Source organism: Glutamicibacter sp. GQ173, assembly GCF_059759215.1.
The window spans coordinates 12,632-38,419 of the sequence record NZ_JCAXDT010000014.1; the positions used below are offsets into that span (position 1 = coordinate 12,632).

General features: G+C 60.3%; 26 protein-coding genes. 11 read left to right on the plus strand and 15 right to left on the minus strand.

Translation table 11 applies throughout. From position 1 onward, the window contains the following. Positions 1-27 precede the first annotated feature (27 nt). Entirely contained in the window at positions 28-495 is a 468-nt protein-coding gene (locus AC6CHO_RS16865; RefSeq protein ID WP_498216647.1) for a hypothetical protein, read from the minus strand. 299 nt (positions 496-794) lie between these two features. Between AC6CHO_RS16865 and AC6CHO_RS16870 the strand changes: the two genes are divergently transcribed. Then, entirely contained in the window at positions 795-1,907 is a 1,113-nt protein-coding gene (locus tag AC6CHO_RS16870) for a YkvI family membrane protein (RefSeq protein ID WP_498216648.1), read from the plus strand. A gap of 246 nt (positions 1,908-2,153) precedes the next feature. Here the strand turns inward: AC6CHO_RS16870 and AC6CHO_RS16875 are convergent, their stop codons facing one another. Further along, on the minus strand, positions 2,154-2,870 hold the full coding sequence (locus AC6CHO_RS16875; protein ID WP_498216649.1) for an NADPH-dependent F420 reductase: 717 nt from the start codon (positions 2,868-2,870) through the stop codon (positions 2,154-2,156). A gap of 433 nt (positions 2,871-3,303) precedes the next feature. Here AC6CHO_RS16875 and AC6CHO_RS16880 point away from each other — a divergent pair, with 433 nt between their 5' ends. Together AC6CHO_RS16880 and AC6CHO_RS16885 are read left to right on the plus strand one after the other, a co-directional pair. Then, positions 3,304-3,561, plus strand: coding sequence for a hypothetical protein (locus AC6CHO_RS16880; RefSeq protein WP_498216668.1), 258 nt, complete (start codon positions 3,304-3,306; stop codon positions 3,559-3,561). Positions 3,562-3,584: 23 nt separating this feature from the next. Then, entirely contained in the window at positions 3,585-3,800 is a 216-nt protein-coding gene (locus AC6CHO_RS16885) for a helix-hairpin-helix domain-containing protein (RefSeq protein ID WP_444661603.1), read from the plus strand. A gap of 127 nt (positions 3,801-3,927) precedes the next feature. On the opposite strand, the gene AC6CHO_RS16890 is transcribed toward AC6CHO_RS16885, so the two are convergent. From AC6CHO_RS16890 to purU, 3 genes are all read right to left on the minus strand, one after another. Continuing rightward, on the minus strand, positions 3,928-4,401 hold the full coding sequence (locus tag AC6CHO_RS16890; protein WP_498216650.1) for a hypothetical protein: 474 nt from the start codon (positions 4,399-4,401) through the stop codon (positions 3,928-3,930). Between the two features lie 240 nt (positions 4,402-4,641). Further along, the gene (locus AC6CHO_RS16895; RefSeq protein ID WP_444664797.1) at positions 4,642-5,682 is read right to left on the minus strand and encodes a M14 family zinc carboxypeptidase; all 1,041 of its coding nucleotides are present in this window, start codon (positions 5,680-5,682) and stop codon (positions 4,642-4,644) included. 284 nt (positions 5,683-5,966) lie between these two features. Continuing rightward, entirely contained in the window at positions 5,967-6,839 is an 873-nt protein-coding gene (purU, locus tag AC6CHO_RS16900) for a formyltetrahydrofolate deformylase (protein ID WP_498216651.1), read from the minus strand. A gap of 458 nt (positions 6,840-7,297) precedes the next feature. Between purU and AC6CHO_RS16905 the strand changes: the two genes are divergently transcribed. Beyond that, positions 7,298-7,918 (plus strand): GntR family transcriptional regulator, encoded by a 621-nt coding sequence (locus tag AC6CHO_RS16905; protein WP_444661600.1) that lies wholly within the window; start codon positions 7,298-7,300, stop codon positions 7,916-7,918. Positions 7,919-7,951: 33 nt separating this feature from the next. Here the strand turns inward: AC6CHO_RS16905 and AC6CHO_RS16910 are convergent, their stop codons facing one another. The 3 genes from AC6CHO_RS16910 to AC6CHO_RS16920 all read right to left on the minus strand — a co-directional run bounded on the left by AC6CHO_RS16910 (position 7,952) and on the right by AC6CHO_RS16920 (position 12,318). Further along, positions 7,952-9,832, minus strand: coding sequence for a BCCT family transporter (locus AC6CHO_RS16910; protein WP_498216652.1), 1,881 nt, complete (start codon positions 9,830-9,832; stop codon positions 7,952-7,954). Between the two features lie 206 nt (positions 9,833-10,038). Continuing rightward, positions 10,039-11,253, minus strand: a complete 1,215-nt coding sequence (gene fdhA, locus AC6CHO_RS16915; protein ID WP_498216653.1) for a formaldehyde dehydrogenase, glutathione-independent — start codon at positions 11,251-11,253, stop codon at positions 10,039-10,041. Between the two features lie 129 nt (positions 11,254-11,382). Next, the gene (locus AC6CHO_RS16920) at positions 11,383-12,318 is read right to left on the minus strand and encodes a LysR family transcriptional regulator (protein ID WP_498216654.1); all 936 of its coding nucleotides are present in this window, start codon (positions 12,316-12,318) and stop codon (positions 11,383-11,385) included. 156 nt (positions 12,319-12,474) lie between these two features. On the opposite strand from AC6CHO_RS16920, the gene AC6CHO_RS16925 reads away from it, so the two are divergent. The 4 genes from AC6CHO_RS16925 (at position 12,475) to AC6CHO_RS16940 (ending at position 18,311) form a co-directional block, all read left to right on the plus strand. Continuing rightward, positions 12,475-13,779, plus strand: a complete 1,305-nt coding sequence (locus tag AC6CHO_RS16925; RefSeq protein ID WP_498216655.1) for an aromatic ring-hydroxylating oxygenase subunit alpha — start codon at positions 12,475-12,477, stop codon at positions 13,777-13,779. Further along, positions 13,776-15,164, plus strand: coding sequence for a flavin reductase family protein (locus AC6CHO_RS16930; RefSeq protein ID WP_498216656.1), 1,389 nt, complete (start codon positions 13,776-13,778; stop codon positions 15,162-15,164). The genes AC6CHO_RS16925 and AC6CHO_RS16930 overlap by 4 nt, the downstream gene beginning before the upstream one ends. Before the next feature lie 48 nt (positions 15,165-15,212). After that, positions 15,213-17,732 (plus strand): GcvT family protein, encoded by a 2,520-nt coding sequence (locus AC6CHO_RS16935; protein WP_498216657.1) that lies wholly within the window; start codon positions 15,213-15,215, stop codon positions 17,730-17,732. 318 nt (positions 17,733-18,050) lie between these two features. Next, the gene (locus tag AC6CHO_RS16940; protein ID WP_022875799.1) at positions 18,051-18,311 is read left to right on the plus strand and encodes a GlsB/YeaQ/YmgE family stress response membrane protein; all 261 of its coding nucleotides are present in this window, start codon (positions 18,051-18,053) and stop codon (positions 18,309-18,311) included. Between the two features lie 86 nt (positions 18,312-18,397). Here AC6CHO_RS16940 and AC6CHO_RS16945 read toward each other — a convergent pair whose 3' ends face one another. Further along, a complete protein-coding gene (locus tag AC6CHO_RS16945) occupies positions 18,398-18,685 on the minus strand; it encodes a hypothetical protein (RefSeq protein WP_498216658.1) in 288 nt (95 codons plus the stop codon). A gap of 232 nt (positions 18,686-18,917) precedes the next feature. Further along, entirely contained in the window at positions 18,918-19,478 is a 561-nt protein-coding gene (locus tag AC6CHO_RS16950) for a MarR family winged helix-turn-helix transcriptional regulator (RefSeq protein ID WP_498216659.1), read from the minus strand. A gap of 270 nt (positions 19,479-19,748) precedes the next feature. Between AC6CHO_RS16950 and AC6CHO_RS16955 the strand changes: the two genes are divergently transcribed. Both AC6CHO_RS16955 and AC6CHO_RS16960 read left to right on the plus strand, forming a co-directional pair. After that, entirely contained in the window at positions 19,749-20,108 is a 360-nt protein-coding gene (locus tag AC6CHO_RS16955) for a hypothetical protein (protein ID WP_498216660.1), read from the plus strand. Between the two features lie 239 nt (positions 20,109-20,347). Continuing rightward, complete coding sequence (locus tag AC6CHO_RS16960; RefSeq protein WP_498216661.1) at positions 20,348-20,716, plus strand: hypothetical protein; 369 nt, start codon at positions 20,348-20,350, stop codon at positions 20,714-20,716. Positions 20,717-20,870: 154 nt separating this feature from the next. On the opposite strand, the gene AC6CHO_RS16965 is transcribed toward AC6CHO_RS16960, so the two are convergent. Further along, the gene (locus AC6CHO_RS16965; RefSeq protein ID WP_498216662.1) at positions 20,871-21,176 is read right to left on the minus strand and encodes a hypothetical protein; all 306 of its coding nucleotides are present in this window, start codon (positions 21,174-21,176) and stop codon (positions 20,871-20,873) included. A 27-nt stretch (positions 21,177-21,203) separates the two neighbouring features. Continuing rightward, positions 21,204-21,467, minus strand: a complete 264-nt coding sequence (locus AC6CHO_RS16970) for a hypothetical protein (protein WP_498216663.1) — start codon at positions 21,465-21,467, stop codon at positions 21,204-21,206. A 1,290-nt stretch (positions 21,468-22,757) separates the two neighbouring features. On the opposite strand from AC6CHO_RS16970, the gene AC6CHO_RS16975 reads away from it, so the two are divergent. Next, entirely contained in the window at positions 22,758-23,480 is a 723-nt protein-coding gene (locus AC6CHO_RS16975) for a GNAT family N-acetyltransferase (RefSeq protein ID WP_498216664.1), read from the plus strand. Positions 23,481-23,684: 204 nt separating this feature from the next. On the opposite strand, the gene AC6CHO_RS16980 is transcribed toward AC6CHO_RS16975, so the two are convergent. From AC6CHO_RS16980 to AC6CHO_RS16990, 3 genes are all read right to left on the minus strand, one after another. Further along, positions 23,685-24,257, minus strand: coding sequence for a hypothetical protein (locus tag AC6CHO_RS16980; protein ID WP_498216665.1), 573 nt, complete (start codon positions 24,255-24,257; stop codon positions 23,685-23,687). 192 nt (positions 24,258-24,449) lie between these two features. Beyond that, the gene (locus tag AC6CHO_RS16985) at positions 24,450-24,974 is read right to left on the minus strand and encodes a hypothetical protein (RefSeq protein ID WP_498216666.1); all 525 of its coding nucleotides are present in this window, start codon (positions 24,972-24,974) and stop codon (positions 24,450-24,452) included. 212 nt (positions 24,975-25,186) lie between these two features. Continuing rightward, complete coding sequence (locus AC6CHO_RS16990; protein WP_498216667.1) at positions 25,187-25,666, minus strand: GNAT family N-acetyltransferase; 480 nt, start codon at positions 25,664-25,666, stop codon at positions 25,187-25,189. Positions 25,667-25,788: the final 122 nt, after the last annotated feature.

Below are 25,788 nucleotides of genomic sequence, written 5' to 3' on the forward strand. Positions count from 1 at the left end.
CCGCGGGTGGCAGCGGCTGGTGCGCAGCTACTGGCCGAAGGCGGGAGTCGCAGCCAAGCATTCCACCCGTTCCCCGGGCCCTGCGCTGTCCTCGGCCAGTTCCTTGGTCCCGTCCAGCAGGATCCGGCAGGTCGCAGTGGCACCTTTGCCCGGCGTGGCTGCGATGGCCGCGTCCTGTTGCGCCGTCACCGTGGTTTCGGTGCGCCAGGCAGCTTTTTCCCTGCTATCTTCGCTGGCGGTGGCCACCGAGTCCTCGAAGACCTCGCTCGAGTCCTCGCCGCGGGCCGGGGCTTGGAGATAGGCCACATCGTGCAGCGTATCGGCAGCTCCGCCGCTGACGCTGACCTCATAGGTCACCGCCCAGGCATCGGCCGTCGCCTTGTCCCAGGAGTCGACCGCGGAGCATCCGGCCATCCCTGCTCCCAAGGCCAGCGCCGCGCAGCCGGCAGCCAGCCTGCGTGCAGTGCGGCGGAATGTCGAGACAGTACCGTGCATGGATTTCCTTAGTTCGCGCTTTTGCAGGAGGTGCCCTCCCTGCCATCCAACCCTAGGGCCGCGCGCGGTTCAAGGGGCCGCCGCCGGGATGATTTGCCCGGCTGCGGCTGCGGCTGCGGTCTGAGGCCCTTCCAGCAACAGCTGGCATTGGCCCGTAATCTTCCGCCTGATCGTTGACCACCGGTGCCCGCTTTTCTATGCTGTGAAAGAGATCACTAATATATCAACCGGATACCTGCTTATCCCCTAGGCATCCGCACAGACGACAGGCCGAATCCACAGTGACAGAAAAACTCGTTATGCCAACGCTTGAGCACGGCAACCAGAAGCTGAGCCCGGCACGCGTCCTGACCTTCGCCGGGGCCATCATCGCGTTCCTGATCGGCTCGGGATTCGCCACCGGCCAGGAAATCCTGCAGTACTTCTCCTCCTACGGCTACTGGGGCATCTTCGGCACCGGCTCCTTGGTGCTGGTGCTCATGTCCTATGTCATCATCGAATTCTTCATCGTGGGCCAAGCCAAGAAATTCGGCAAGCCCTCGCACATCTTCCACTACTACTGTGGGAAGTACCTGGGCGGCTTCTTCGACTACTTCTCAATCCTGTTCGTTTTCCTGAGCTTCGCCGTCATGGTCGCCGGCGCGGGTGCCGTGTTCGAGGAGCACTACGGGCTCTCGCGCTTCATCGGCGGAGGAGCCTTGGCCGTCGCCGTCGGCGCCAGCGTCTGGTTCGGCCTGCGCTCGCTGGTGGACATCATCGGCAAGATCGGGCCGCTCATTGTCGTGATCGCCATTGCGCTGGGCGTCGTGGGTATTGTCCGCGGCAGCGACGGGATCAGCGGCGGCAATGCGCTGCTGCCGAGCCTGGATGTCACCCAGGCTTCCAGCAACTGGGTGCTCTCCGCCCTGTCCTACGTCGGATTCTGCATGCTGTGGCTTGCCGCATTCCTGACAGCTCTGGGGAAGACCGCGCGCAGCCGCAAGGAAGCGGTGGCCGGAGGCAGCCTGGGTGCCGCCGCCTTCTCGCTGGCGTGCATCATCGTCGGCCTCGGCCTGCTGGCCAACATCTCCAAGGTCGCCGGGACCGAGATCCCGATGCTGGTGCTGGCCAGCGATATCAGCCCGGTACTGGCATCAGGGATCTCGGCGATGATCCTCGCTGGCATCTACACCACTGCTGTCCCGCTGCTGTGGACAGTCTCCTCGCGGTTCTTCGCGGACAACACGCCCCGCTTCCGCTACAGCACCGTGGGCCTCGCGATCCTCGGGACCATCATCGGCCTGCTGGTCCCGTTCAGCCAGATGGTCAACGTCGTCTACGTGGTCAATGGCTACGTGGGCATCCTGCTGCTGGTGCTCATGCTGGTCAAGACCTTCACCCGCGCAGCGCGCGGGCAGCGCCTGCCGCGCTAGGCAACAGCGGGTGTAAGAACCACGGCGGTGCCCGCTTCCGGGAATCAAGGCGAGTCGAAAAAGACCATTTTTGATGTCTCGTAGGGGGAAGCTTAACCGGACAACGAACGTGCTTGTCACTCTCATATGGCCGCTGCCTCGTCTTAAAATAGCTGCCTCACTATATTGCCGAGGGTTGCTGTGAGCGAATCGATTGGAACGCCCACAGCACGGCGCAGATTCCCCTCGGAGGGAATGCAAGCCGACTTAGAAGGCGCGTTCGGCAACGTTCACACGAGTTGCGGAATCCAGCGCGGCCTTGACCTGACTCGCAGACTTCGGGCTAGCGACCGAGGCGAGCAGCTGTTCATCGGGCGTACTCGGATCCGCGAGGTAAATGCGGGTGTACCCTGCAGACTCAGGTTCAAACCGCCATGACTCCGCGAGCGTACCTGCATCCAGGGTGTCGAAACCAAGGCGCCTAATAATGGCCTCCGCCTGGCCTTTGGCCTGAACGTCATTCGACGCGATGGGAAGCACTGTTCGATCAGGAGCATCACCAGAGCGGGAAAGAAGTGGAATATGGTGTGCAAGAATGTTGCCGAAGGCTTTGACGTAGAGCGCCCCATCGAGCCACCTCGCTACCAACTCACTAGTGGTCCTAGTTCCAGTGTCGAGCTCCGCAATGCGGCCGTCACGAAAGGGGTAGTAGTTGCTGGTGTCTAAGACAATCTTGCCGCGCAATAATCCTGTAGGGAGATTCTCGACGGCGGTGAGCGGAATGGAAAGCACAACTGCGTCTGCGGAATTGGCCGCTTCTTCAACTGTGCCGGCACTGGCCAGTGGTCCAAGTTCGGCAATGAGCTCTTGAAGCGATTCGACACCACGCGAGTTCGCAATGACCACGTCCATATCCGCTGCAACGGCCAATCGAGCGATTGCCGAGCCGATGTTCCCGCTTCCGATGATTCCAAGCGTTGGCATTCCTCTTCCTTTCGGTAATGTTCAATGGTCCGGCAGCCAGCGTTGATTTTGGCAGCTGCCCCCGATAGATTGAACTACCTCGTCTGCCTCGAAATTCCCTAGTTGGCACGTTGTGCCGCGTGGCCTCTGAGCGTGATTGGTGCTGGAGCCGAAACAGACCTTGGAGCCTCTGCCTGCTCCAGATATCCGGGGTCTTCTGCACTGCTGCGGTAGGTCCGCATGTGGAACTAGGAAGAAAGCTTCATAGCCACCATGGCAGCGGACGGTAAATGAGACGCCCGGAATCGTGGTTGGAAATGTCCTGCATGGCGTTCCCTGTACGGGACTCACGTGCCGAGGGTAGAAATCCACATCCTCAACACCCTGGCGAGCGATCTGTACTGGCCTCACCGAATCCCTGGCCGAGCCGCAACGCCCGGAGGGACGCATCCATCTGGCTGGATCGGATTTCGCCAATGGCTGGGTAGGTTTTATCGACGGAGCCATCGAAAGCGGTCTCGATGCCGCGCGCGGTCAATTCTGCCTTGAACACCACTGCTGGCGTCGAAGGCTGAAAGGCCAAGCCCGCTGTCGCGTTCTGAATAGGCTGCGGTGCATCGATACTGGAGTCAAGCATCAGGCCATGCACGCTGCAGGCCTGATGCTTGGCTCCTATCCGCCGGTCTCTGTACTGTGGAGCCATGTCTACTGATCTTGCCATTGCGGAGAATGCCCATGGCCACGCCTGACGTGCGCCCCGTCGGCGACCTGCCCCACGAGCTAGGGAAAACCGCACCCCGGGCGCTCAAGCTAGCTGGATACGACAGCCTGAAGAAGATCAGCGGGTGTTCCGAAAAGCAGCTCCTCGCGATTCACGGAGTTGGCCCCAAAGCCATCAGCATCCTGCGCACAGCGCTGGAGGAAATCGGCCTGGATTTCCGCGCAGGCTAGAGGGATCGCAGGACGTGTCCGTTAACCGGATTCCGGAACAGGCCATGCCGCTGCCAAGCACCGATGCTGCACCCCTTGGCCGAAGGCGTCTTCGCACCAGACTGCAGTGCAAATAGTCGGCCACCCTCTACTTCTTGAAGGCCGGGGTGGTGGCCTGGCACAGGACTCGCTCACCGGGGGCGCCGGTTACCGAGGCGATTTCTCTGGTTCCGTCCAGCAGGATCCGACAGGTGGCAGTTCCGTCCTTGCCCGGAGTCGCGGAGATGGAGGCTTCTTTTTCAGCCGTGACCATGCTCTCGGCCGACCACGTCTTCTTCGACTTGTCATTGACATCGGCGGCCAGCGAAACCGAGTCTTCGGTGACCGCACTGGAATCCTCTCCCCGCTTTTCAGCTTCGAAATAGGACACCTCGCTCAGCTGATTGCCCGAGCTGCCCTCGACAGCTACTTCATAGGTCACTGCCCACGCATCAGAGGTCGCCTTGTCAAAAGAATCGACAGCACCGCAGCCAGAAAGGCCGACTCCGAGTGCCAGCACGGCGGTGCCTGCTGCCATCCGGGCGACGTTGCGGGAAAGATCGGAAGACGAAAAGCGGCTCATGGAAGTCTTTCTTTAAATTGTTGCAATATGTTCCATTCACAAGCATAGGACCGCGCATAGGCATCAGACCTCGTGGCCAAGGAGGATTTTCGGGCTCCGGCTTTCCGACCACAGGTGGAGATCCGCGCAAGGCAAGGCCCGGGCACACACGCTGTACGCCGGCGCAGAAAGGCGGGCCAGCTGCCCGAGCTGGCCCGCATCGTTTCCATGCTACTGCTGGCCCGCGCTGCAAGCGGGCTCCTATTCGTCGGCTTCTTCTCCGGGCAAGGTCGACTGCTCGGGCAATGCGTCCCAGAAGGACGTGTCCGCTGATTCAACGGACCCGTCGGCAACGGCCTTGATGGTGCTTTCCAGGGTCAGGACGGTCTGCTGGCGCAGGTAGCCATTGGATTTCTGGCCCAGCACATAGTCCTCGTTGTAGTGGTCGCTCATCCCGCGCATTTCGAACAGCAGGGTGGAGATGCCATATTCCGCCGCGATGCCGTTACGGGCAATGGTATTGGCGGTACCCCCGACGTACTTTCCAAGGTGGCCCCATCCGGTGGAGTCCACGTTCTGGTAGACGATGGAGCCCAGGCGCTTGGATCCTTCGCGCACTTGATCGGACACATCCGGTGTGGTCGGATAGAGGATCGAGCCCGAGACCAGCTTGCCATCCACAGCCGAGCGCGTTCCCTGGTGGTGCAGGTCGATCATGTAGTCGATATCGAAGGCAGAGAGCACGTTGTTGTGCAGCGCCTGGATTTCCGGCTGGGTCTTGTCCACGTGGTCCCGGTTGATGTCCACGTTGTTGGCGTTGTAGCGGGTCAGGTGCCGGTCCCCCGAAGCGATGTAGTCATCGAGCGGGAAGTCCACATCCCCCATGGCGCCGTCCGGGTTGAGCATCGGCACCACAAGGATGTTGATGTTCTCCAATACGCCTTTCATCCGCCCTGAGCCCAGGTGCTTGATGACTTCAAGGGTTCCCTCGGTAGTCAATTGCTCGTTGCCATGCTGCTGGGTGAGGAAGAGGATGGTCGGGTTGCCCGGGTCGGAGAGGTACTTGGCCAGGTACAAGTCGCGGCCCTTGACCGACTGGCCGATCACTTCAAGATCCATTGCCGATTGCTTGGCATCCTGCGTCTTCAGCTCGGCAACCATCGAGTCGTAGGTGTGCAAGATCGAGGTATTGGTTGTTCCGTTGGGGTTGCCATTCGGCCCTTCGCCGACGGCTTGTGCCGGGGCGAGGCCCAGGCCCAGCAGCAATGCTGATCCTGCAAGCATGCAGGCGCCTTTCTTCATCGTTTTTGCTGGGAACAGTGACGAACGTGCTGGCATGGTTCTTCCTTTGTTCTTCCTCGACGGGAACGGGTGATGAAAGAATTGATGCCCCCGAATCTCGATGCTCGATCTAGTCCTTGATGCCGGGGCCGTCGATGCGCCATGGTGACGCAGATCGCACTAGGTGCTGGCTCCTATCCTTGTTGAAGAGATCGGTCCCTGCAAGGAAAAACACAATATTTCCGGACGACAAAAGCCAGCCACGGCATCAAATCCGTGACTGGCTTTCGGTGTCCTAGGCTGATTTAGCGCAGCACGACCGTGCGCGAACCATCCATGAAGACGCGGTCCTCGCAGTGCCAGCGCACCGCGTCGGACAGGGCCTTGCACTCGGTATCGCGGCCGGCCGCTACCAGATGCTCCGGCTCGTAGCTGTGGTCCACTTCCTGGACCCGCTGGGTGATGATTGGACCTTCATCCAGCTCGCTGTTCACGTAGTGCGCGGTGGCGCCCACGGTTTTCACGCCGCGTTCGAACGCCTGGTGGTACGGCTTGGCACCCTTGAACGAGGGAAGGAACGAGTGGTGGATGTTGATGGCTCGTCCGCTGAGCTTGCGGGTCAGATCATCAGAAAGGATCTGCATGTAGCGGGCCAGCACCACCAGATCAACGTCAAAGCGGTCCACCAGCTCCATGAGCTTGTCCTCGGCTTCCGGCTTGGTTGCCGCGGTGACTGGTACATGGAAGAAGGGAATGCCGTTCCACTCGACCTGCTGGCGGTGATCCGGGTGGTTGGAAACCACAGCGGCGATTTCCACTGGAAGCTCGCCGATACGCGAACGGAACAGGAGGTCGTGCAGGCAGTGGCCGAACTTGGACACCATGATCAGCACGCGCTTCTTCTGGCCCGCAGGGCGCAAGCCCCAGCTTGCCTCGTGCTCTTCGGCCAAGTCCTTGAGATTGGATTCAAGGTCAGCGATGTCCAGGGTGTTGCCCTCGTCCGAGGAAATTTCGAATTCAATACGCAGGAAGTAGGTGCCGGAGCGCTGGTCATCATGCTGCTTGAGTTCACGGATGTTGCCGTGATGTGTCAACAGCAGGCCGGTGACCGCATGCACGATACCCGCGCGCTCGGCACAGGTGAAAGTCAGGACGTATTTGTTGTTCGGTTCGGTCATCGTGCCGCTCCTTGCATTCGCCGAGTTAGCGTTGGCTTCGCCATGGCTCGTGGTGGTGATTGGGGAAAAATAGTGGCGTGTGGTGATCCCGGGATTGCAAACCGTCCTAGAGCGAGCCTTTGCTCGACTGCCGGCTGCCGCCCCGACCACTCTGGTGATCCCTGGCTTTCATGGGGCCGGAAATCCTGATCAAGAGTCTGATATATCAATAGCTGATCACAATACTATGTGTGAGCCAGCACAGCGTCAACAAGATTTCCCCGGAGATTTCCAAGTTCTTTCGACGCCGTGCATTTGAGCGCAATTCTGCGCCGAAATGCACCGAATTCGCGGGGCAAAATCAGCGAATGCACTCTCAAGCGATACCCTGTGACTATTGCAAAAGAGATTTGAACAGTGAAGAGAGCGAATTTTCAATGCACACGGAATTCTCAAGCACCATTACGGAACAAGGTTCAATGGCAGACCGCGCCTATGCGGCGCTGCGTGATCGCCTGATGCTGCTTGAAATCGCTCCAACCCACCCGATCCACGAGCCGCAGCTGGCTGAGGAACTGGGCATCGGGCGCACCCCGATGCGCGAAGCGCTCAAGCGCCTGGAGACAGACCACCTGGTGGTTTCCTATCCACGCCGCGGAACCTTTGCCACGGCCGTAGATTTCCATGAACTGAACTACATCTCCGAAATGCGCCAGGTACTGGAACCCGTAGCAGCACGCAATGCCGCCGCCAACAGGGATCCAGAAATCCGCGCCCAGCTCTCCGGCTATCTGGAGCGCATCGACTCGCTGGATCCGGCGCTCGATCAGCGCTCCCTGCTGCTGCTCGATATCCAAATGCATCGGCTGATCTACAAGGCTGCCGGCAACAAGCATCTTGAGGAAACCCTCGTGCGCCTTGATAATCTGGTGACGCGCATCTGGTGCCTGGTCATCGACCAGATGCCACCCATCGCCGAGCACATCAAGGAGCACTCAGCGCTGCTGCGGGCAATCTTGGACGGTGACGCTGACCTGGCTGCCAAACTGGTCACCGAGCACGTCGCCCACTTCGAGCAGGCGCTGCGCAGCGCCCCCTAGCCGAAGGCCAAGGGGCGCCACTGACTATATCAATTACCTGCCGGCACCTTCCGGTTCCAGATCGGTATCCCGATCCGTACCCTGTTCAGGATCCAGCTCTTGTCCTGCTGCCTCTGGCGACACATCGGGGGCCGGCAGGATCACCGGCTCATCGCCAGAAACCTTGACAATCGGCTGTTCTGAAGTCATCAGGCTGAAATGCTCGCCGGCATGGCGATCAATGCCTTCATCCACGGCCTGCTCCAGAACTTCCTGGGCCACTTTTTCTCGCAGGACCAGCGGGTCGCGGCTCAAGTCCTTCCACAGCGCGACGCACAGCAGCAGCATCACGAGCACAAAGGGCAGAGCCGAAACGATGGTGATGTTCTTCAGGCCGTTCAGGGCGGCCGCCGGATGATCACCACCTGCCAGCAGCATCACTGCAGCCACCGCACCGACCGAAACGCCCCAGAAGATCACCGACTTCTTGGTTGGCTCTTCGGCGCCGCGCTCGCTCAAGGCACCCATCACGATCGAGGCCGAGTCGGCGCCGGTGACAAAGAAGATCGCAATCAGCACGACCGTGAGGACCATCAAGCCGGTGGCAATCCATCCCGGAAGATTCAGGCTGCCCAGCAGGCTGAAGAGGACCGAGTCGAAGTTGATATCCGGTGCGCCGTCCACCATCCTGGTCAGCGCCTGGCCCATGTCTCCGCCGCGTTCGGCGCGTTCCTGAATGCCGATGGCGCCGCCACCGAAGATCGCAAACCACAGCAGGGTAACCGCCGATGGAACCAGCAGCACGCCGGTGACAAACTGGCGGATGGTGCGGCCGCGGGAAATGCGCGCGATGAACAGGCCCACAAATGGGGTCCATGAAACCCACCATGCCCAGTAGAAAATGGTCCACGAGGACAGCCAGCTGGCCATATCCCCGTCGCCCGAGGAAGCGGTGCGCGATGCCATCTGCGGCAGATCGGCGATGAAGGAACCTACGGCATTCGGAATCACATTCAAGATGAACAGTGTCGGTCCGCCGATGAAGACCACCAGCGCCAGGGCCACGGCCAGGACCATGTTGATGTTGGACAGCCACTGGATGCCGCGCTCGATTCCGGAGACGGCCGAAGCGACAAACAGCGCGGTCAGGATGGCGATGATCAAGACCAGGATTCCCGAGCCCACGGAGTTCATGATGCCGGCGGATTGGATGCCGCCGCCAATCTGCAGTGCGCCCAGGCCCAGCGAACAGGCGGAGCCGAAGAGCGTGGCCAAGATAGCCAGGATGTTAATGGTTTTCCCGCCCCAGCCATTGACGGCGCGCTCGCCAAAGATGGAAGAGAACATCGAGGAGAACAACTGCGGGCGGCCCAGGCGGAAGCTGCCATAGGCCATGCCCAAGCCGACGATGGCGTACATCGCCCAGGGGAACAAGGTCCAGTGGAACAGGGTGGTGCCCATGGCGGTGCCTACGGCGGCCGACGTCTGGCCGCCCACGGTTTCTGGTGGCGGAACCATGTAGAAGTACAGCGGCTCGCCGACCCCATAGAACACCAGGCCGATGCCCATGCCGGTGGCAAACATCATGGAGACCCATGAAACCGTGCTGAACTGCGGCTTTTCATCGTCCTTGCCCAGCGGGATGCGCCCGAAGTTCCTTGCGGCCACCACCAGGACAAAGATGGTGAAGACCGTCGCCGCGATGACAAAGACCCAGCCGGTATTGGTGATGACCCAGTCCAGCGCGGTGGATGCGACGCTGCCCAAACCAGCGGGCGAGACAAAGCCCCACACGATGAATGCGAGGGTGAGAATTCCTGCGATGCCGAACACCCAATAGTCGGTGCCGCTGCTCAGATAACGCCGGGGCCTTCGTCTTCGCGCCGAATGCAGCTCGCTGACGAGGTCTTTGACAGGTTGCTCAGTGCTCTTCATGGGATTTCCTTCAGTGAGGGGAAGAGGCGGGGCGCCTGTTGGGTGTGGTCCGCGGCGGCCGGCCTGTGTCCAGATCACGAGTTGCCTCATGATGCTGGGGGTCTAGAGGGGTGCACCAGCCCGGGCAGGACTGGCGCTGGCAGCAACCGGGCTGGCACGCCAGCGCTCCAGCCCGGTTGCTGCCACGAGTTCAGGTGGCGCGAATATCAGGCGCCGATCAGACCGTGCGGGTCCAGCACGAACTTCTTTGCTACGCCGCTGTCGAACTCGGCGTAGCCCTTCGGAGCGTCCCCCAGCGAGATCGCCGTGGCGTTCACGTTCTTTGCGATCGAGACCTTGTCGTTCAAGATCGCGTTCATCAGGCCGCGGTGGTACTTCATCACCGGGCACTGGCCGGTCACGAAGGTGTGGGACTTGGCCCAGCCCAGGCCGAAGCGCATGGACAGCGAACCAACTTTGGCCGCTTCATCGACTGCGCCCGGGTCTCCGGTGACGTACAGGCCCGGGATGCCCAGGGAGCCGCCGGCGCGGGTGATCTCCATGATGGAGTTCAGCACGGTGGCAGGCTGTTCGGTGGCTGCGCCGTGGCCGTGGCCGCGGGCCTCGAAGCCCACTGCGTCAATGGCGCAGTCGACCTCTGGTACTCCGAGGATCTGCTCGATCTGCTCGGCCGGATCGCCCAGCGCAACGTTGACGGTTTCGCAGCCCATGGCGCGAGCCTGGGCCAAGCGGTCCTCGTTCAGGTCGCCGACGATGACCACTGCGGCACCCAGCAGCTGCGCCGAGGTGGCGGCGGCGATGCCCACCGGACCGGCACCTGCTACGTAGACGGTGGAGCCGACAGTGACGCCGGCGCCCACTGCGCCATGGAAGCCGGTAGGGAAGATGTCCGAGAGCATGGTCAGGTCCAGGATCTTCTCCATGGCCTGATCGCGGTCCGGGAACTTCAGCGCGTTCCAGTCCGCGTAGGGAACCAGCACGTACTCGGCCTGGCCGCCAACCCAGCCGCCCATGTCGACGTAGCCGTAGGCTGAGCCCGGGCGATCCGGGTTCACGTTCAGGCAGATGCCGGTCTGCCCGGCCTTGCAGTTCCGGCAGCGTCCGCAGGAGATGTTGAAGGGCACCGAAACCACGTCGCCGACCTTGAGGAATTCGACGTCGCGGCCGACTTCCACAACCTCGCCAGTGATCTCGTGGCCGAGCACCAGGCCTTCCGGTGCGGTGGTGCGGCCGCGGACCATGTGCTGGTCAGAGCCGCAGATGTTGGTGGCGATGGTCTTGAGGATGACGCCATGGTGGACTTGGCGCCCGATGTTGGCCGGGTGGACTCCAGGGCCATCCTTCAATTCGAATTCCGGGTACGGGGTGTCGATCAGCTCGACTTTGCCCGCTCCTGCATAACTTACTGCTAGGTTGCCCATGCCAGACCTTTCGCATGAAATATCAGTTGGATACTAATCGGATGTAGGAAAGTCTCCTCATGTGTGTGATCCATGTCAATAGCGTTGCGTAGCAATCAGCCTCGGATGCCGTGGTTTCCTCCCGGCAAATCAGTCCAGTTCTTCGGCTGACCGCTGGGAAATAATTTCCTTGGCCGTGTCCTGCAGAATTTTCAAAGATTCCTCGATCATCGGAGAACCCAGGGATCCCTTGCGGGTGACCGCGACGATGCGTCGCGAGGGCTTGGCCACACCGCTAATGCGACGGCGCACCACATTATCGACGCTGCCCAAGGTGGCCAGCCGCGGCAACAAGCCAACCCCCAGCCCTGCCCCGATGAACGCAATCATGGTTTCCCACTCCACCGCTTCGTGGGCAATGTGCGGGGTGACTCCCAGCGAGGTGAAGGCGGCGACAAAAAGCGCCCGGTACACCGAGTGCTCGGACTCGGTGATCCACGGATCATCGGCCAGCTGCTCCAGGGACACCGACTTGTTCATCGCCAGCCGATGGTCGGCAGGCAGCACCACATCCAGCGGGTCATCGAGCAGGACCGTCTGCTCAAACCGGGCCTGCACCAGGGTGCCGGTCTGCGACTGGCTGGCCACAATCACCGCCAGGTCGATGCGCTCGGAGAGCAGCAGGTCCAGGCAGCGCTGCGGCTGGGCCTCGACCAGCCGCACTTCCATCTCCGGCCGGCTGGTGCGCAGCTTGGCTGCCAGCGGGGCGAGCAGCTCGGCAGCCGCGGTGGAAAATCCGCCGAGGCCAAAGCTCGCCTGCAGCTGCCCCGAGGCGGTGCGGGAGGAGGCCATCAACAGCTCCCACTGCGTCACAATCGAGTCCAGGCCCGCCACAAAGTGCCGCCCCGCAGCGGTCAACCGCACCCCTCGACCGTCCTTGATCAGCAGCTGGATCCCCAGGCCTCGCTGCAGCTCGCGCAGCTGCGCCGAGACCGCCGAGGGCGAGTATCCGGTCAGTTCCGCCGTCCGTGCCACATTGCCGGTGGAAGAGAAGACTCGGAGGGTGCTCAAGCGTGGATCAATCATGCACTAATTGTGCATGATTTCATTCGAAATCTTGCGCTTTTCATGGACACTAATTATTCCTAGTCTCGATTCATGCGGTTGATCATTTTCGTGATCCAACTCACCGCACCACCACACCTCAAGGGCGCCAAGGCGCTGTGTTTCTAGGAGTAACAGATGACCGCTTCGGTAAGTGCCGCGCGCAGCACGCGTGGCAAGCTCGCTTCGACTGTGGAGACTCAACAGCTCGCCGAAATTACCGAACTCTTCAAGAACCGGCGCAAGGGCTTTTCCCTTGAAGCCCCGTTCTACACCGACCCAGCGATCTTCAAGGTCGAGATGGAAGCCATCTTCGGCACCCACTGGCTCTTTGCCGCCAGCGTGGCCGAAGTGCCCGAGCCCGGCGACTACGTCACGCTGGACTACGGTCCGCATTCGCTGATCGTGCTGCGCACCGATGATGGCGGCGTCAACGTCCTGCACAACGTCTGCCGCCACCGCGGCGCCCGGGTCCTGACCGAGTCCGCCGGCAGCACCGGCAACCTGGTCTGCGGCTATCACTCCTGGACGTACTCGCCCGAAGGCGACCTGATCCACGCCTCCTCCCCTGGCGAAATCGACTTCGACAAGAACTGCTTCGCACTCAAGCGCGCCCACGGCCGCATCCACGCGGGCCTGATCTTCGTCTCCATCGCCGCCGAACCACCAACCGACTTCGACGAGGTCTCCGCGATCTTCGAGCCCTACCTGGCACCGCACGATCTGGGCAGCGCCAAGGTCGCCTACCAGCAGGACATCATCGAAGAAGGCAACTGGAAGCTGGTGATGGAAAACAACCGCGAGTGCTATCACTGCGATGGGCACCCGGAACTGGCCTGCTCGCTGTTCCCGACCTGGGGCCTGACCGATGAACTGGTCCCACCGCACCTGGAAGAGGTCTGGGAACGCAACAAGGCTGCCAAGGAGGCGCTGGAAGAACGCTGCCGCCGCTACGGGCTGCCCTACGAAGTCATCGAGGAGCTTGACACCCGCATCGCCGGCATCCGCATCTCCCGCGAATCCCTGGACGGCGAAGGCGAGTCCTTCTCCCCTGACGGCCGCCGCCTGTCCAAGAAGCTGCTGGGCGATCTGCGCGACTTCCGCCTGGGCCGCTGCTCCATGCACCTGCAGCCCAACTCCTGGTTCCACTTCCAGTCCGACCACGTGATCACCTTCGGCGCCTACCCGATCAACGAGCACCAGACCCTGGTGCGCACCACCTGGCTGGTGGCCGATGACGCCGTGGAAGGCGTCGACTACGACCTGGATAAGCTCACCCACACCTGGAAGCAGACCAACATCCAGGACAAGGCCTTCGTGGAACTGTGCCAGACCGGCGCGGGCAGCCCCGCCTACCAGCCCGGTCCGTACATGAAGAGCGAATACCAGGTCGAGGCCTTCATCAACTGGTACACCCAGCGCGTGCTGGAGCACCTGGCATGAGCGAAGGCGCAACCATAGTGGGAACCTCCACCGCGCAGCGCATCCGCGGATTGGAAATGCCATGGAACCGGGTGCTCAGCACCCAGGACCAGGCAGCCAGCGCCGCCAAGGCGCTGGGCCCTTGGCACCCGCAGGAGTTCCTGGCCGAATGCGTGCAGAACATCGAGGAAGCCGGCGGGCTGATGACCTTCGTCTTCCGCCGCCTCGATGGCGCGCCGCTGGCCTTCCGCGCCGGCCAGTACCTGAACATCGCCTTCCCTGTTTATGGCGACGGCGAAGACACGGTGGACCGCAGCTACTCGATCTCCAGCGCGCCTACCGTTCCGTGGACCTTCAATGTCAGCATCAAGCGCGACCCCAAGGGCCTGGTCTCCACGTGGGCGCACGAGAACCTGCGCCCGGGCATGGTGCTGGATATGCTCGGACCGGTCGGGGCCTTTCACCTGGGCGACTCGGACCGCCGGGCCCGCTACCTGTTCTTGTCTGCCGGCGCCGGGATCACCCCGATCATGTCCATGGTGCGCACCATCCACTCCCTGCCCGGCCAGGCCGATGTGATCGTGCTCTGCCACGGCACCGTGCCCGGGGACTTCGCCTTCTGGCAGGAGCTGGAATACATTTCCAAGGTCGACACCCGCATCAAGGTGTTCTACTCCCTGGGCGACCGCGACAAGCCCAAGAGCTGGAAGGGCTTCTCCGGCCGGCTCTCGGCGAAGATGATCAACGAGGTCGCCCCGGATGCCAACGGCCGCAAGGTATTCGCCTGCGGGCCCGAAGGCTACCTGAACTCGGCCACGCAGCTGCTGCGCGAGGTCGGGGTGGATGACACCTCGGTCTTCATGGAGTTCTTCTCGGGCGACCGCAAGACCCTGCTGGAATACCAGAAGGAAATCGTGCTGGCCGAGTCCATCGCCGAGGAAGTGGCCGAGTCGGTGGAGGAGTTCTACGAGAGCCAGCCGCCAGAGCTGGGCATGTACGAGCCCGACTACGACGAAACCGGCACCATCGAGGCCAGCGGCCAGGAGCTGATCGCCGTTGCAGCCGACGCCCCGGTGCCGGCCGCCGAGCCGGTCGATGAGCAGCTCCCGCCAGATACCTCGGGCTTCGAGACCGTGGGCGAAGGCACCATCACCATGAGCTTCGTGCGCTCGGGGATCAACGTCAAGATCAACCCCGAGGAAAAGATCCTGGGCCCGGCCCAGCGCGCCGGGGTGCGCATCGGCGCCAACTGCCAGGAGGGCATGTGCGGCTCGTGCAAGGTCGTCAAGCTTTCCGGCGAGGTGACCATGAACCACCAGGGCGGCATCCGCGCCCGGGAGATCTCCGCCGGCAAATTCCTCCCGTGCTGTTCCACCGCTACCTCGGATCTGGTCATCGACGCCTAGTCGCCAGTTCCGCCACACACTTAGCCAACCAGTTTTAAAGGAGTCACCATGTCCCCTGTTTCCCCTCGGGTCATCATCATCGGCGCCGGCATTGTCGGCGCCAACCTGGCCGACGAGCTGGCCCTGCTGGGCCACACCAACACCCTGGTCATCGAGCAGGGTCCGCTGAGCATTCCCGGCGGCTCCACCTCGCATGCTCCGGGGCTGGTGTACTCCTCCAACCCGTCCAAGTCCATGACGGAGTTCGCCCAGTACACCATCAAGAAGCTCAGCTCCCTGATCGGCCCCGACGGCACCAGCTCCTTCCTCCCGGTGGGCGGCCTGGAGATCGCCACCAACGAGGAGCGCTTGGCCGACCTGCACCGCCGCGCCGGCTGGAACCGCTCCTACGGGGTCGAGGCCGAGGTCATCGACGCCGACGAGTGCCTGAAGAAGTTCCCGATGCTGGCCGAAGGCAAGGTGCTCGGCGGGCTGTTCACCCCGGGCGACGGCCTGGCCCTGGCTGCCAAGGGCACCCAGCTGGTCATCGAACGCGCCAAGGCCGCGGGCGTGGAATTCCGCGACCGCACCATCGTCACCGACATCGAGGTCTCCGGCGGCAAGGTCACCGCGGTGATCTGCGGCGAGGACCGCTTCGAGGCCGACATCGTCGTCTCCTGCGCCGGCTTCTGGGGCCCGAAGATCGGGGAGATGGTCGGCACCTCGATCCCGCTGCTGCCGCTGGGCCACCAGTTCGTCTGGACCACCCCGGCCCCATCGCTGGCCGGCGTCAACGAGCTGCCCAATGGCGCCAGCCGCCCGATCCTGCGCTACCAGGACCGCGACCTCTACTACCGCGAATGGGGCGACCGCATCGGCATCGGCTCCTACGCCCACCGTCCGATGCCGGTGGACCTGGACACCCTCAAGTCCTACCGCCCGGAGGAAATCACCCACGAGCGCATGCCTTCCTCGCTGGACTTCACCCCCGAGGACTTCGCCGCCGAGTGGGAAGCCACCCAGGAACTGCTGCCGGATCTGCGCAACACCCAGATCCAGCGCGGCTTCAACGGCATCTTCTCCTTCACCCCAGACGGCGGCTCGCTGGTAGGCCAGTCCAAGGAAGTCGAGGGCTTCTACGCGGCCGAAGCCGTCTGGGTCACCCACGCTCCGGGCATCGCCAAGGCCGTGGCCGAATTGATCGCCACCGGCACCTCCACCACCGATTTGAGCGACTGCGACCTGAACCGCTTCGAGGACATGCAGACCACCAAGGAGTATGTCAGCGAGACCTCGCAGCAGAACTTCGTGGAAATCTACGATGTCCGCCACCCGCTGGAGCCGCGCACCAAGCCGCGCGCCGTGCGCACCTCCCCGTTCTACTCCCGCCAGCAGGAACTCGGCGCCTTCTTCCTGGAAGGCACCGGCTGGGAGCGCCCGCACTGGTACGAGGCCAATGCCGCGCTGCTGGAGTCGCTGCCCGAAGAATGGGCCGCCCCGGAACGCGATGCCTGGTCCGACAAGTTCCACTCCCCGATCGCCGCGGTGGAAGCCTGGAAGACCCGCACCGCGGTGGCCATGTTCGACATGACCCCGCTCAAGCGCGTCGAGGTCACCGGCCCCGGTGCCGGTGAACTGCTGCAGGGCTTGACTACCGCCAACATGCTGCGCGCCCCGGGCATGGTCAGCTACACCCTGCTGCTCGATGCCGCCGGCGGCATCACCAGCGACATCACCGTGGCGCGCCTGTCCGACGAGGTCTACCAGGCCGGCATCAACTCGAATGTCGATGTCGCCTACCTGAACCGCGAGGCCAAGAAGTTCAACGGCGCCAACCCGGGCAAGTGGGCCGCGGTGCGCGATATCACCGCCGGCACCTCGTGCATCGGCCTTTGGGGCCCGCTGGCCCTGGATGTGATGAACAAGGTCACCGACGATGACATGAGCAACGAGGGCCTGAAGTACTTCCGCACCAAGCAGATCTCCATTGCCGGCATCCCGGTCACCGCGATGCGACTGTCCTACGTGGGCGAGTTCGGCTGGGAGCTCTACGCTTCGGCGGATGTCAGCGCCAAGCTCTGGGACGTGCTCTTCGAAGCCGGCCAGGAGCAGGGCATCATTGCCGGCGGCCGCGAGGCCTTCAACTCCATGCGACTGGAGAAGGGCTTCCGCTCCTTCGGCACCGATATGACCAGCGAGCACGAGCCGGAACAGGCTGGCCTGGGCTTTGCGGTCAAGGCCGCCAAGACCGTGGACTTCGTGGGCAAGTCGGCCCTGGCCGATCGCGCCGCCGCGGCCACCAAGCGCCTGCGCTGCCTGACCGTTGATGATGGCGTCTCGGTGGTCCTGGGCAAGGAGCCGGTGTACGTCAACGGCAAGCCTGCCGGCTATGTCACCAGCGCCGCCTACGGCTACACGGTCCGCAAGCCGATCGCCTACGCCTGGCTTCCGCTGTCGGTGGAAACCGGCGACTCGGTCCAGATCGAGTACTTCGGCAAGCCGATTGCCGCCACCGTAGTTGATGACCCGCTGTACGATCCGCAGATGGATCGCCTGCGCGGGCTGTCGCTGGCCAGCACGGCCAGCTAGAGGCTATCAGCGATAGAGGCCAGGCACCGCTCTTCTGGGGCGGTGCCTGGCCTTTGCGCTGCCAGGATGACTGCTTGCCGGGCCGAAACGATCGAGTTCCTTTGCCGCACCCGCCCGCTCCGGCAAGACCCGTTGCACCTCTCCTCTTGGATGTGCTAATTGCCATGGCGATTTTCCGGGCACCGCAAGCGCCGGGTTCTCAGGAAGCACCCAGCTTGGCATCGATGCTTCAGCTGCTTCTAGTACCTTGCTGATCTGGAAGGCGGTGCCAGCCGGCACCACCGAAGCACCGTGAAACCGAGCAAAGGAGAAATCTCCATGGGCATTCTAGGATGGATCGTTTTGGGACTGATCGCCGGGGCTATTGCCAAGGCCATTAAGCCCGGGCAGCAGGGCGGCGGATGGATCGCGACGCTGCTCTTGGGCATCGTCGGAGCGCTCGTTGGCGGATGGATCGGCTCCGCGATCTTCAATGTGGGAATCAACCAGTTCTGGTCGCTCTCGACCTGGCTGCTGGCGATTGGCGGCTCGCTCGTTGTCCTCGTCATCTGGGGCTTGCTGACCCGCAAGCGCGCCTAGCTATCTAGACATTGACCGCGGGCGCGCCCTTGAAGGGCGCGCCCGCGGTCAATGGTGATCCAGAATTCTTTGGGCCACCGCACGGCCTAGTCATGCGGGTTCGATTGCGCCTCGCGGTCTGCCCGCTGCCCGGTTCCCCGGGTTCGACTCGCGTCGTCGGCCGCTGCCGTTTCCTCACGGCTGTGCTCGTTGACTTTTTCGAGCAGGCTTTGGACTTCATTGGCCCGGCCCACCCAGTACTCGGGTTCCAGGCCAAGGCCGTTGGACGCTTCCTCCGCCATATCCTTGAATCCATTGCGGTGGTCTTCAAGCGCGTTGTTGAGGTCTTCGAACTCGTCATGACTGACACTGACTTCAATGCGCCTGCGTGGCATTCAAATCACCCTCTCCTATGTGGTCACCTATTTCCGCTGGGCTTCAACCTACCCATCCAGCGCAGCTGGCGCATCTGCCTCAAGGTTTTCTTCAGCATCGGCGGGGAAACCTTGGATATAGGATCGAGGCCGCTGCGTTGAAGGGCAGCTCTGCCGGAAGTTCGCCCGCTTTTCAACCTTCAGAACGCGATATGAGTCCCACGGAGCTGAGCAGTAATTCCCCGCTGCCGACCTAGGAAGATGCAAGGTTGCTCCCGGGGACATCGCGAAGCTCGTGATCGCGCTGCGCCGCATGGCCTAGATCAAGATCATTCCACTCCACGCTGGCAATGAGGGCGTGCAAGAATTTTGCGGCTGCCTTTCGCTCTTCTGCGTTGAGCCCATCAACCGCAGCCATCATCCGCTCATGCATCTGCTGCAAAGTTCCGCGCACCTCGGTGTCGCTGTACTGGGTTGGGACAATGCCCACCGATCTGCGGTCGGCCGGATGCATGACCCTTTGTGCATACCCGTCGCGGCACAGCCGATCGATCAGGGCTGACACCGAGGCATTGGAAATACCGAGTTCTTCGGCGAAATCGCGCTGACGGGGCACTTCGCCCTTTCGGTGCGCTCCCAGCAAGAAGCGCAAAGCAGTCATGTCGGTCTCGTTCATCCCCATGGATCCGCGGGTATTGGCGCGCATGGTCCGCTCTGCATCGCGATAGCGGCGCATGAGGTTCAGCAAGTCAACGGCCTCCGGAGCCGACTGGCCGTCACCATACCAATATCCACTCGCCTCATAGCTGCTCATGAGAACTCCTTTCGTCGGATACGAGCACAATGCCCAAGGAATCTGAGGGTCTTCCGCTCCTCACTGCGAAATTCCCGCTTGCCTTTTCTGAAAAAAATAATGTAGCCTATCTAATAGTTAGCCAGTCTACATATATGCTACTACGAAACACTGACCAGTGCCGGAGCACAAGATGAAAGAGCAGTTAGCAGTTTCCGCAGATAAGAAAAACGCAGACAACAACGCGTGGGCGGCGAGGATGCAGGACATAGCATTCTTCGGGACACAGCAATGCGAACTCAAAAGCACAGTTCATTCGGCGTTCTGCACTATCCAGGGACCCCGGAAAAGCTGGTCGTCAACCTGGCCTGCACAGCAAAGAGCGAAGAACACGTCACGGCGCTGATGCAGTACGTCAATGACCACCTGTTGCCGCAGATGGAGCAGGCTCTGGGCATCCAGTTCGAAGTGCGCAATCTACAGTTCGCGGTGGCCGGCAGGGAAAATCTATTGCCGCAGCCTGAACGCCTACACGACTCCGTGCACTCCGACGGCTGGTTGGACGATCCTTTCGCAACCCCAGCCCTGACGGCCACCGAGGGCCTTCGGCCAGAGGCAGGAGGTAGGCACGCAGATTTGAGCATGGCCTAGTGCACCACCGTGGCCATTGTGGATCACTCGATGGTCCACGCAGACGGGAACGATCGATGAGGCGCAGTCGCATCGCACCGGGTCCTGGGATGAACCATATTCACTGAGGAATGCAAGAAGGGGAAGTATCTACAATGCCAGGCCGAATTGCTAGAACCCGGACCGCCATAAGGGTCGCCGATTTTCTCGCCACCCGTGAGGGCAAGTCCCATTTGACTTCGTACGGCTGGTCACCAGGCATGCCCATCGTGATGGCCCGCTCCAGCGAACCGCTTAATGACGTGATGGCGATGGTCTCCATCCACGGACGAGCAGTGCTGGTCGCCATGCTCGATTCGCGCAGCGACGAGTTGCGCATGCTCCACATCACCACACCGCAATCGGCGCTGCGCGTAGTTGTCCCTTCTCCTGCCACGGTCACCATCGGAGAATTCTTCGACCGTCTCAGCTCGGTGACGATTGCCGAATTCCGCGTGAAGTTCTGGCAGCACACCGCCGTAGCCCACGTTGTCCCTTCTTGCCACGCCATGAAGGCCACGGGCTTCGCGGGCAATCGCTACCAGTTGCCAGCCCCACGGCAGGCTCTGGCATCCGCTGGCGCTGAATAGCTCCCATGTGAAAAACCCCTGTTTACAGGACCCTAGACGAGAGCTGTCGCTTGAATATCACTGGACGTAATCTTCCTTGACGGCAAGAAGGACGGGGACTGCCCTCCATCCTGGAGGGCAGTCCCCGTTCTGCGTAACTATGCGGAATTTAGACCTAAGACTCTTGGCAGTACGCGCCGTATGCTTTGCTTGCCGCCTTGGGAGCTTCCTTGTCTAACTTCAAGTTGCAGTCGATAATCCCCAGATCAGAATCAGTCCAGGTGGAAAAGCTCAACTGATACCAATTGTCCTGATCATTCTGGCATTGAACACTGAAGTTATAAGTCAGAGGTGTTGCTGCGTAGTACCCAAGAAATCCAGGGGATTGATCAGAGTTCTTGAGCATTGTTTCAATCCCCTCGAGATAGGGGAAAGGTTGCTCCTTGACTGCATCCGGTGAGACTTCATCGACAGCTTTCATCACTTCTTCCTGGTTATCCCACTCGGGCTACGGTGCCCATTGGACGGATGATGCAGCTTTCTTGTCGAGCAAAGTTTTACTCATGTCCTGATCGTAGAACTTGTCAACTCGAATGAATTCCGGTTTGCCCTTGGATTCACCCTCGCCGACCACATATGGACGATCACATGAAACGACAGGGGCTGAAGTAGGCTTCGGAGTCTCCCCGCTTTGAGTATTCCCTTGGTTCGTGCATGAAGTGACTACCAAGGCTAGGCCAAAAGCAAATGCTGTGATGGCAGTTCGCTTCATCTAGCTCCTCCTTGTTCTAGCAGTACCGAGACTTAGCTAATCCGGCGAGCGATCCTGATGGCTGCGACAGGTCGCATTGCACCGTGGCGGTTTCGCGGATGGTGTGGGACTTACCGGTTCCGCTGGCTTTAACAACGACTCCCGAGTTGCCAGAAGCGCAATAGTTCTTCTTCCACTTACCGGTGACTTGAGTATTGCCAGCGGCTACTACGACGTACTTCTTTGGCTTGATCGTGGCAGAAATAGAGAGGGTGCTTCCACTAGTTCTGGACCCCGAGGAGGCCAAATCTAGTCGGGTATTGGCTTCAAGCTTGATCTCAACCGCGATTAAACTAGCAGAACCTCCTACAGAATAAGACAGACCATAATGCTGGGCGCGCCACCCATACCGAGAAAGCATGCGCTGTGACCTACATGGAGCTTATTTCATCCCCTAGTAAATTTTCCACTTTTTCGAGAAACTTGCGCCTTGTTATCAATTTGTTGTAAATAATGAAAGGTACAATTCTTGAAAAGCAGAATTTACGCCAATTTTTCAGGAAGAATTTTCGTAATTTTCCTGCAATTGACGCAACGATCGTTGAATCGTAGAAGTGCTGGCACCTAAGATCTTGACGATTTATCGATAGGTTTTGCCCGCAGCTCGGCTTCCTACTGCTCTCGGTTCTGCGCACGGGTGTTCACTCGCGCGATTCCAAGAAGATGAGCCATGCCTTGAAATGTATCTAAACTTGTATATCACCGATGGAACTGCCCTATAGATTATGGATCTGTGTTTTAAATTTCTGCATGAAATATTGAGCCGTGAGTTTTCAACTGAAATGGCGTGATGCAGTTTCATAGATTTCACTGTGTCAAAACAGCCGTTTATGGATGAAGAACAAAGTGCTTCGAAAATGCCCCAAGCCGTGCTCATTCGACTAAGTTGGCAAGTCGCATTCTTGGCGATACACCGTATTGCATGGCAACCGTATCAGGTCCGCCACCCCCTCAACGGGCTTTTCCCGGACGGGGTAAAAGGGAATCTAGAATCGTTGGGAATTCAAAGTTTCGAAAAGGAAGAAGTCATTGTCATGGAGGTCCCGTATTGGTGAACCGGCATACGGGACTGTTGCTGAAGGCAGGAAATACATTTACTGATTCCTGTTCCGGGACACCTGCAGATCACATCCGCAATGGGCACGGCACAGAAAATTAGTCCGCCCACTGTGGCAGGATTGGCGAGTGCATACTCACGAAGACTTACTCGCAGTTCACGATGACCAAGTGCGTGGAAGAATAGAAGGCCGCATGCCATCAACGTGGACAGCTGAATGGGACGGTCCGCTTCTGCGGGTGACCACCCCGGCCCAAGGAATCGCCTTTGCAAACGACTTGGAAGGTTTAAGCGTTCCAGAACTGGATTCACTCATTCATCGGCTGCGCGACTACTTCAGCAACCGCGGTCAAGCCGTCGAGTGGAAAACCTATGGGCACGACCGTCCTGACCTCCCCGCACGGTTGAGCCTGGCAGGGTTTGAGCCAGAAGAAACTGAAACCGTTGTCATCGGTGACGCTGCGGAATTAGCCGCAGACACCGAGCCACCGCACGGGGTAATCATTCGAGAAACCACTGCCCGCAAAGATTTCGAGCGGATCGCCCACATGGAGTCCGAAGTGTGGGGCAAGGATTGGTCATGGCTGGCCGAAGACTTGGCGAGCCGCTGCGCTACTTCCCCAGGCGATGTAGTTGTCCTCATTGCCGAAGCCGACGGGAAGGTGGTTTCTGCCGCTTGGCTGGTGGGCATGCCCGGAACTGAATTCGGCGGCCTGTGGGGCGGATCCACCCGCCAACAATGGCGAGGCAGAGGCATCTACCGGGCACTCGTTACCCGCCGTGCGCAGATTGCTCTCGGACGTGGAATGAAGTACCTGGTTGTAGACGCCTCAGCGGACAGCAGGCCTATCCTGCAACGCCTCGGGTTTCAGAAGGTCACCACCACCACACCCTGGGTTTGGTCGCCAAGAGTGTAGGCAATCATTGGCATGTAGTTCCAGGAACAATTCCGTTGATTGATAACCTAATCGCGAACGCCGTCCCGCATAGGGTTCCTTTTGTGGACGTGCAATCACAGGGCAGAGGTCATCCAACTTTTAGTACAGGCCCTTAGCATGGCATGGAATTTTGTCACCTAAACCCAGTGTTTCGTACTCCAATCTCAGCATCAGGATCGGCACTTATTCCTCGGGATCGGGGACGTCTCGTGGGCCAGCAACCACTGCGATCGCGTTCGCGTAGTCTTCAAAAATGTCGATGCGTGTCAGGTTCCGGAACTTGACCTTTATCAAGATCTGACTCCACCGTCCGTTTGGGTCGATGCAGTGGAACCACATGGACTTCTTCTTCCACTCGGCTATTGAGCCGATCCAGAGCATACCCGGTTTGCGTAGCTCTTCGTGGAAGGCCACGATCGGGGTAAGGCTGGCCAGTTGGGGCAGAAATGCTTTGGGGCTACTGAGATCAAGGCCCTTCGCCGCTGATTGCGGCGGCCATGCCCCTTGGGTGCGCATAAAGGGCAGAAATGTTCTCTTTAGCTTCACCCGGGAGATGTCTCTGGCCCGGACGATCGTATTGCCATTGAGAAAGCCACCATCACGCAGAGAAGCCAGAAGCACCCAATCGTCTGAAATTTCTAGCACGAGTGCCTCTAATGGGTCATTCGCGTCTACACGTCGGTGGATGATTACGGGGATTGCCTGCTCAAGTGACATCGTCAAGCGTGCAGCAACCTTCGTGGGCTTCTGATTCATGGATTCATTTCATCATGCGATCATGCTCCTGTGGGGACACGATCAGGATACGAATCGCCACCGCTTGTCGCTAACGACCGATTCAGATGATGAGTTCGTCCGAGTACCGAAAAATTCTCTCTCCCGAAAGTGTCCAGTCAAGGTTCCCCTTATGGACGTCGCGTAGGTCGTTATCCTGTACCACCGGCGCTATCAGGAAACAGAGTCTGTCGAAGAAGACGGTGATGCCGAGTGCTCCGGGACCTCGGGATACAACTCTGGCGGTAGGCCCACCGTGAATCCGTCGTCGCGGACGAACGTACCGCTGATGTCGATCGCTCGAGAAGCGTTATTGCTGCCGTCTGTCAATTGGACGGCCACCCCACTTCCCATCTGTTCTCCAATTAACACAGTGACGTTCTGTGGGGTGATTCCCCGTTCGGCTAGAATTTTCCGTGTTTTGGCGACCATCGCGTCGTCCAGGACTCCACCCGGGAATGGCGCGGTCACTCGGCATATGCCGTCCCGATCGGCGGCGTATGCGGCGGACACCAGGTCCTTGCCAGCTTGCTCCAGAGATCCAACTGGTTTATGTCCATCGCAGGTATCGCCCGAATAATCTGGGAATACGGAACACCCCATCAAGAGGCCTGCGCATATCACCGCGCCGACTATGCCCAAGCCAGCTGACTGGTATCTATGCGGGAATCGCATGCTCCGCCCTTCACGTTCGGTCATGCAGACCATTATTGCCGAGGCGTTGCCAGTCGCTGGGCAATCGCTCCGTGTCGCTAGGCGCCGGTGACGACTAGTCGTGTGTGCTCCCTCTTCCTTCTACAAACATCTGCTCCTGGGCGTCATCGTACTCGTTCTTCCAACGCGGAAGGCTCGCAGCGTCTCGAGTTGTAGGACGGACAGATTGCAAGGCCCGCTTGTCAGAAGGCCCGTGGCTATCGTGCGATGCCTTGACGAAGGTCGAGCGTGAACCCAGGGAATTCAGGAAAGTCGCCAACGAAATCAGCTACAAATCCCAATGATTCATAAAATGAAACAGACTCAGGTGTTGCTTGCCAATCCAGAATCATCGGAGTCGGACGTTCCCTTGCCCAAGCGAAGGCTGACTCCACCAGCGAACGGCCAGTTCCACTTCGGCGGGAATTCGGGGTGACAAACAGGTCATGTATTCGTCCCACAGAAAACGAACCTCGTAGCGCACGTCCGAAGTCTTGAACTGCGACATATCCGATTAAGGAGTTTTGCTCACTTGCTACAGCCACGAACCAAGCGGGGTCGTGCAGCAAGGAGCAGAAGTGAACTTCGAATTCCTCGAAACTTGTTTCTAGTCCGGGTGTAAACTTATTTGTCAGTTCGTAGACGCGAGCCGCATCCGTCTCTGTAGCTGTTCTGACCGGAGGGTTGTTAGTTGTCATCTTCGCAGCCTGATGGTTCTTTCTCTTAGATTCCTAAAATGTAATTCATGTAATTATGGCCAGTTTCCTCAGCTAGTTCCGAGCGACGTTTAGCGACCGCGACATCTGTCCCGCAGAGGGTT

Excerpts from the sequence above, each read along its gene's own strand:
- AC6CHO_RS16895 (WP_444664797.1), bottom strand. The coding sequence starts at position 5,682 with ATGAAGAAAGGCGCCTGCATGCTTGCAGGATCAGCATTGCTGCTGGGC.
- AC6CHO_RS16990 (WP_498216667.1), bottom strand. The coding sequence starts at position 25,666 with ATGACAACTAACAACCCTCCGGTCAGAACAGCTACAGAGACGGATGCG.
- AC6CHO_RS16890 (WP_498216650.1), bottom strand. The coding sequence starts at position 4,401 with ATGAGCCGCTTTTCGTCTTCCGATCTTTCCCGCAACGTCGCCCGGATG.
- AC6CHO_RS16960 (WP_498216661.1), top strand. The coding sequence starts at position 20,348 with ATGCCCATCGTGATGGCCCGCTCCAGCGAACCGCTTAATGACGTGATG.
- AC6CHO_RS16985 (WP_498216666.1), bottom strand. The coding sequence starts at position 24,974 with ATGACCGAACGTGAAGGGCGGAGCATGCGATTCCCGCATAGATACCAG.
- AC6CHO_RS16965 (WP_498216662.1), bottom strand. The coding sequence starts at position 21,176 with ATGAAAGCTGTCGATGAAGTCTCACCGGATGCAGTCAAGGAGCAACCT.
- purU (WP_498216651.1), bottom strand. The coding sequence starts at position 6,839 with ATGACCGAACCGAACAACAAATACGTCCTGACTTTCACCTGTGCCGAG.
- AC6CHO_RS16950 (WP_498216659.1), bottom strand. The coding sequence starts at position 19,478 with ATGAGCAGCTATGAGGCGAGTGGATATTGGTATGGTGACGGCCAGTCG.
- fdhA (WP_498216653.1), bottom strand. The coding sequence starts at position 11,253 with ATGGGCAACCTAGCAGTAAGTTATGCAGGAGCGGGCAAAGTCGAGCTG.
- AC6CHO_RS16885 (WP_444661603.1), top strand. The coding sequence starts at position 3,585 with ATGGCCACGCCTGACGTGCGCCCCGTCGGCGACCTGCCCCACGAGCTA.
- AC6CHO_RS16980 (WP_498216665.1), bottom strand. The coding sequence starts at position 24,257 with ATGAATCAGAAGCCCACGAAGGTTGCTGCACGCTTGACGATGTCACTT.
- AC6CHO_RS16940 (WP_022875799.1), top strand. The coding sequence starts at position 18,051 with ATGGGCATTCTAGGATGGATCGTTTTGGGACTGATCGCCGGGGCTATT.
- AC6CHO_RS16970 (WP_498216663.1), bottom strand. The coding sequence starts at position 21,467 with ATGAAGCGAACTGCCATCACAGCATTTGCTTTTGGCCTAGCCTTGGTA.
- AC6CHO_RS16920 (WP_498216654.1), bottom strand. The coding sequence starts at position 12,318 with ATGATTGATCCACGCTTGAGCACCCTCCGAGTCTTCTCTTCCACCGGC.
- AC6CHO_RS16975 (WP_498216664.1), top strand. The coding sequence starts at position 22,758 with ATGCCATCAACGTGGACAGCTGAATGGGACGGTCCGCTTCTGCGGGTG.
- AC6CHO_RS16930 (WP_498216656.1), top strand. The coding sequence starts at position 13,776 with ATGAGCGAAGGCGCAACCATAGTGGGAACCTCCACCGCGCAGCGCATC.
- AC6CHO_RS16905 (WP_444661600.1), top strand. The coding sequence starts at position 7,298 with ATGGCAGACCGCGCCTATGCGGCGCTGCGTGATCGCCTGATGCTGCTT.
- AC6CHO_RS16955 (WP_498216660.1), top strand. The coding sequence starts at position 19,749 with ATGCGAACTCAAAAGCACAGTTCATTCGGCGTTCTGCACTATCCAGGG.
- AC6CHO_RS16925 (WP_498216655.1), top strand. The coding sequence starts at position 12,475 with ATGACCGCTTCGGTAAGTGCCGCGCGCAGCACGCGTGGCAAGCTCGCT.
- AC6CHO_RS16945 (WP_498216658.1), bottom strand. The coding sequence starts at position 18,685 with ATGCCACGCAGGCGCATTGAAGTCAGTGTCAGTCATGACGAGTTCGAA.
- AC6CHO_RS16910 (WP_498216652.1), bottom strand. The coding sequence starts at position 9,832 with ATGAAGAGCACTGAGCAACCTGTCAAAGACCTCGTCAGCGAGCTGCAT.
- AC6CHO_RS16875 (WP_498216649.1), bottom strand. The coding sequence starts at position 2,870 with ATGCCAACGCTTGGAATCATCGGAAGCGGGAACATCGGCTCGGCAATC.
- AC6CHO_RS16870 (WP_498216648.1), top strand. The coding sequence starts at position 795 with ATGCCAACGCTTGAGCACGGCAACCAGAAGCTGAGCCCGGCACGCGTC.
- AC6CHO_RS16865 (WP_498216647.1), bottom strand. The coding sequence starts at position 495 with ATGCACGGTACTGTCTCGACATTCCGCCGCACTGCACGCAGGCTGGCT.
- AC6CHO_RS16935 (WP_498216657.1), top strand. The coding sequence starts at position 15,213 with ATGTCCCCTGTTTCCCCTCGGGTCATCATCATCGGCGCCGGCATTGTC.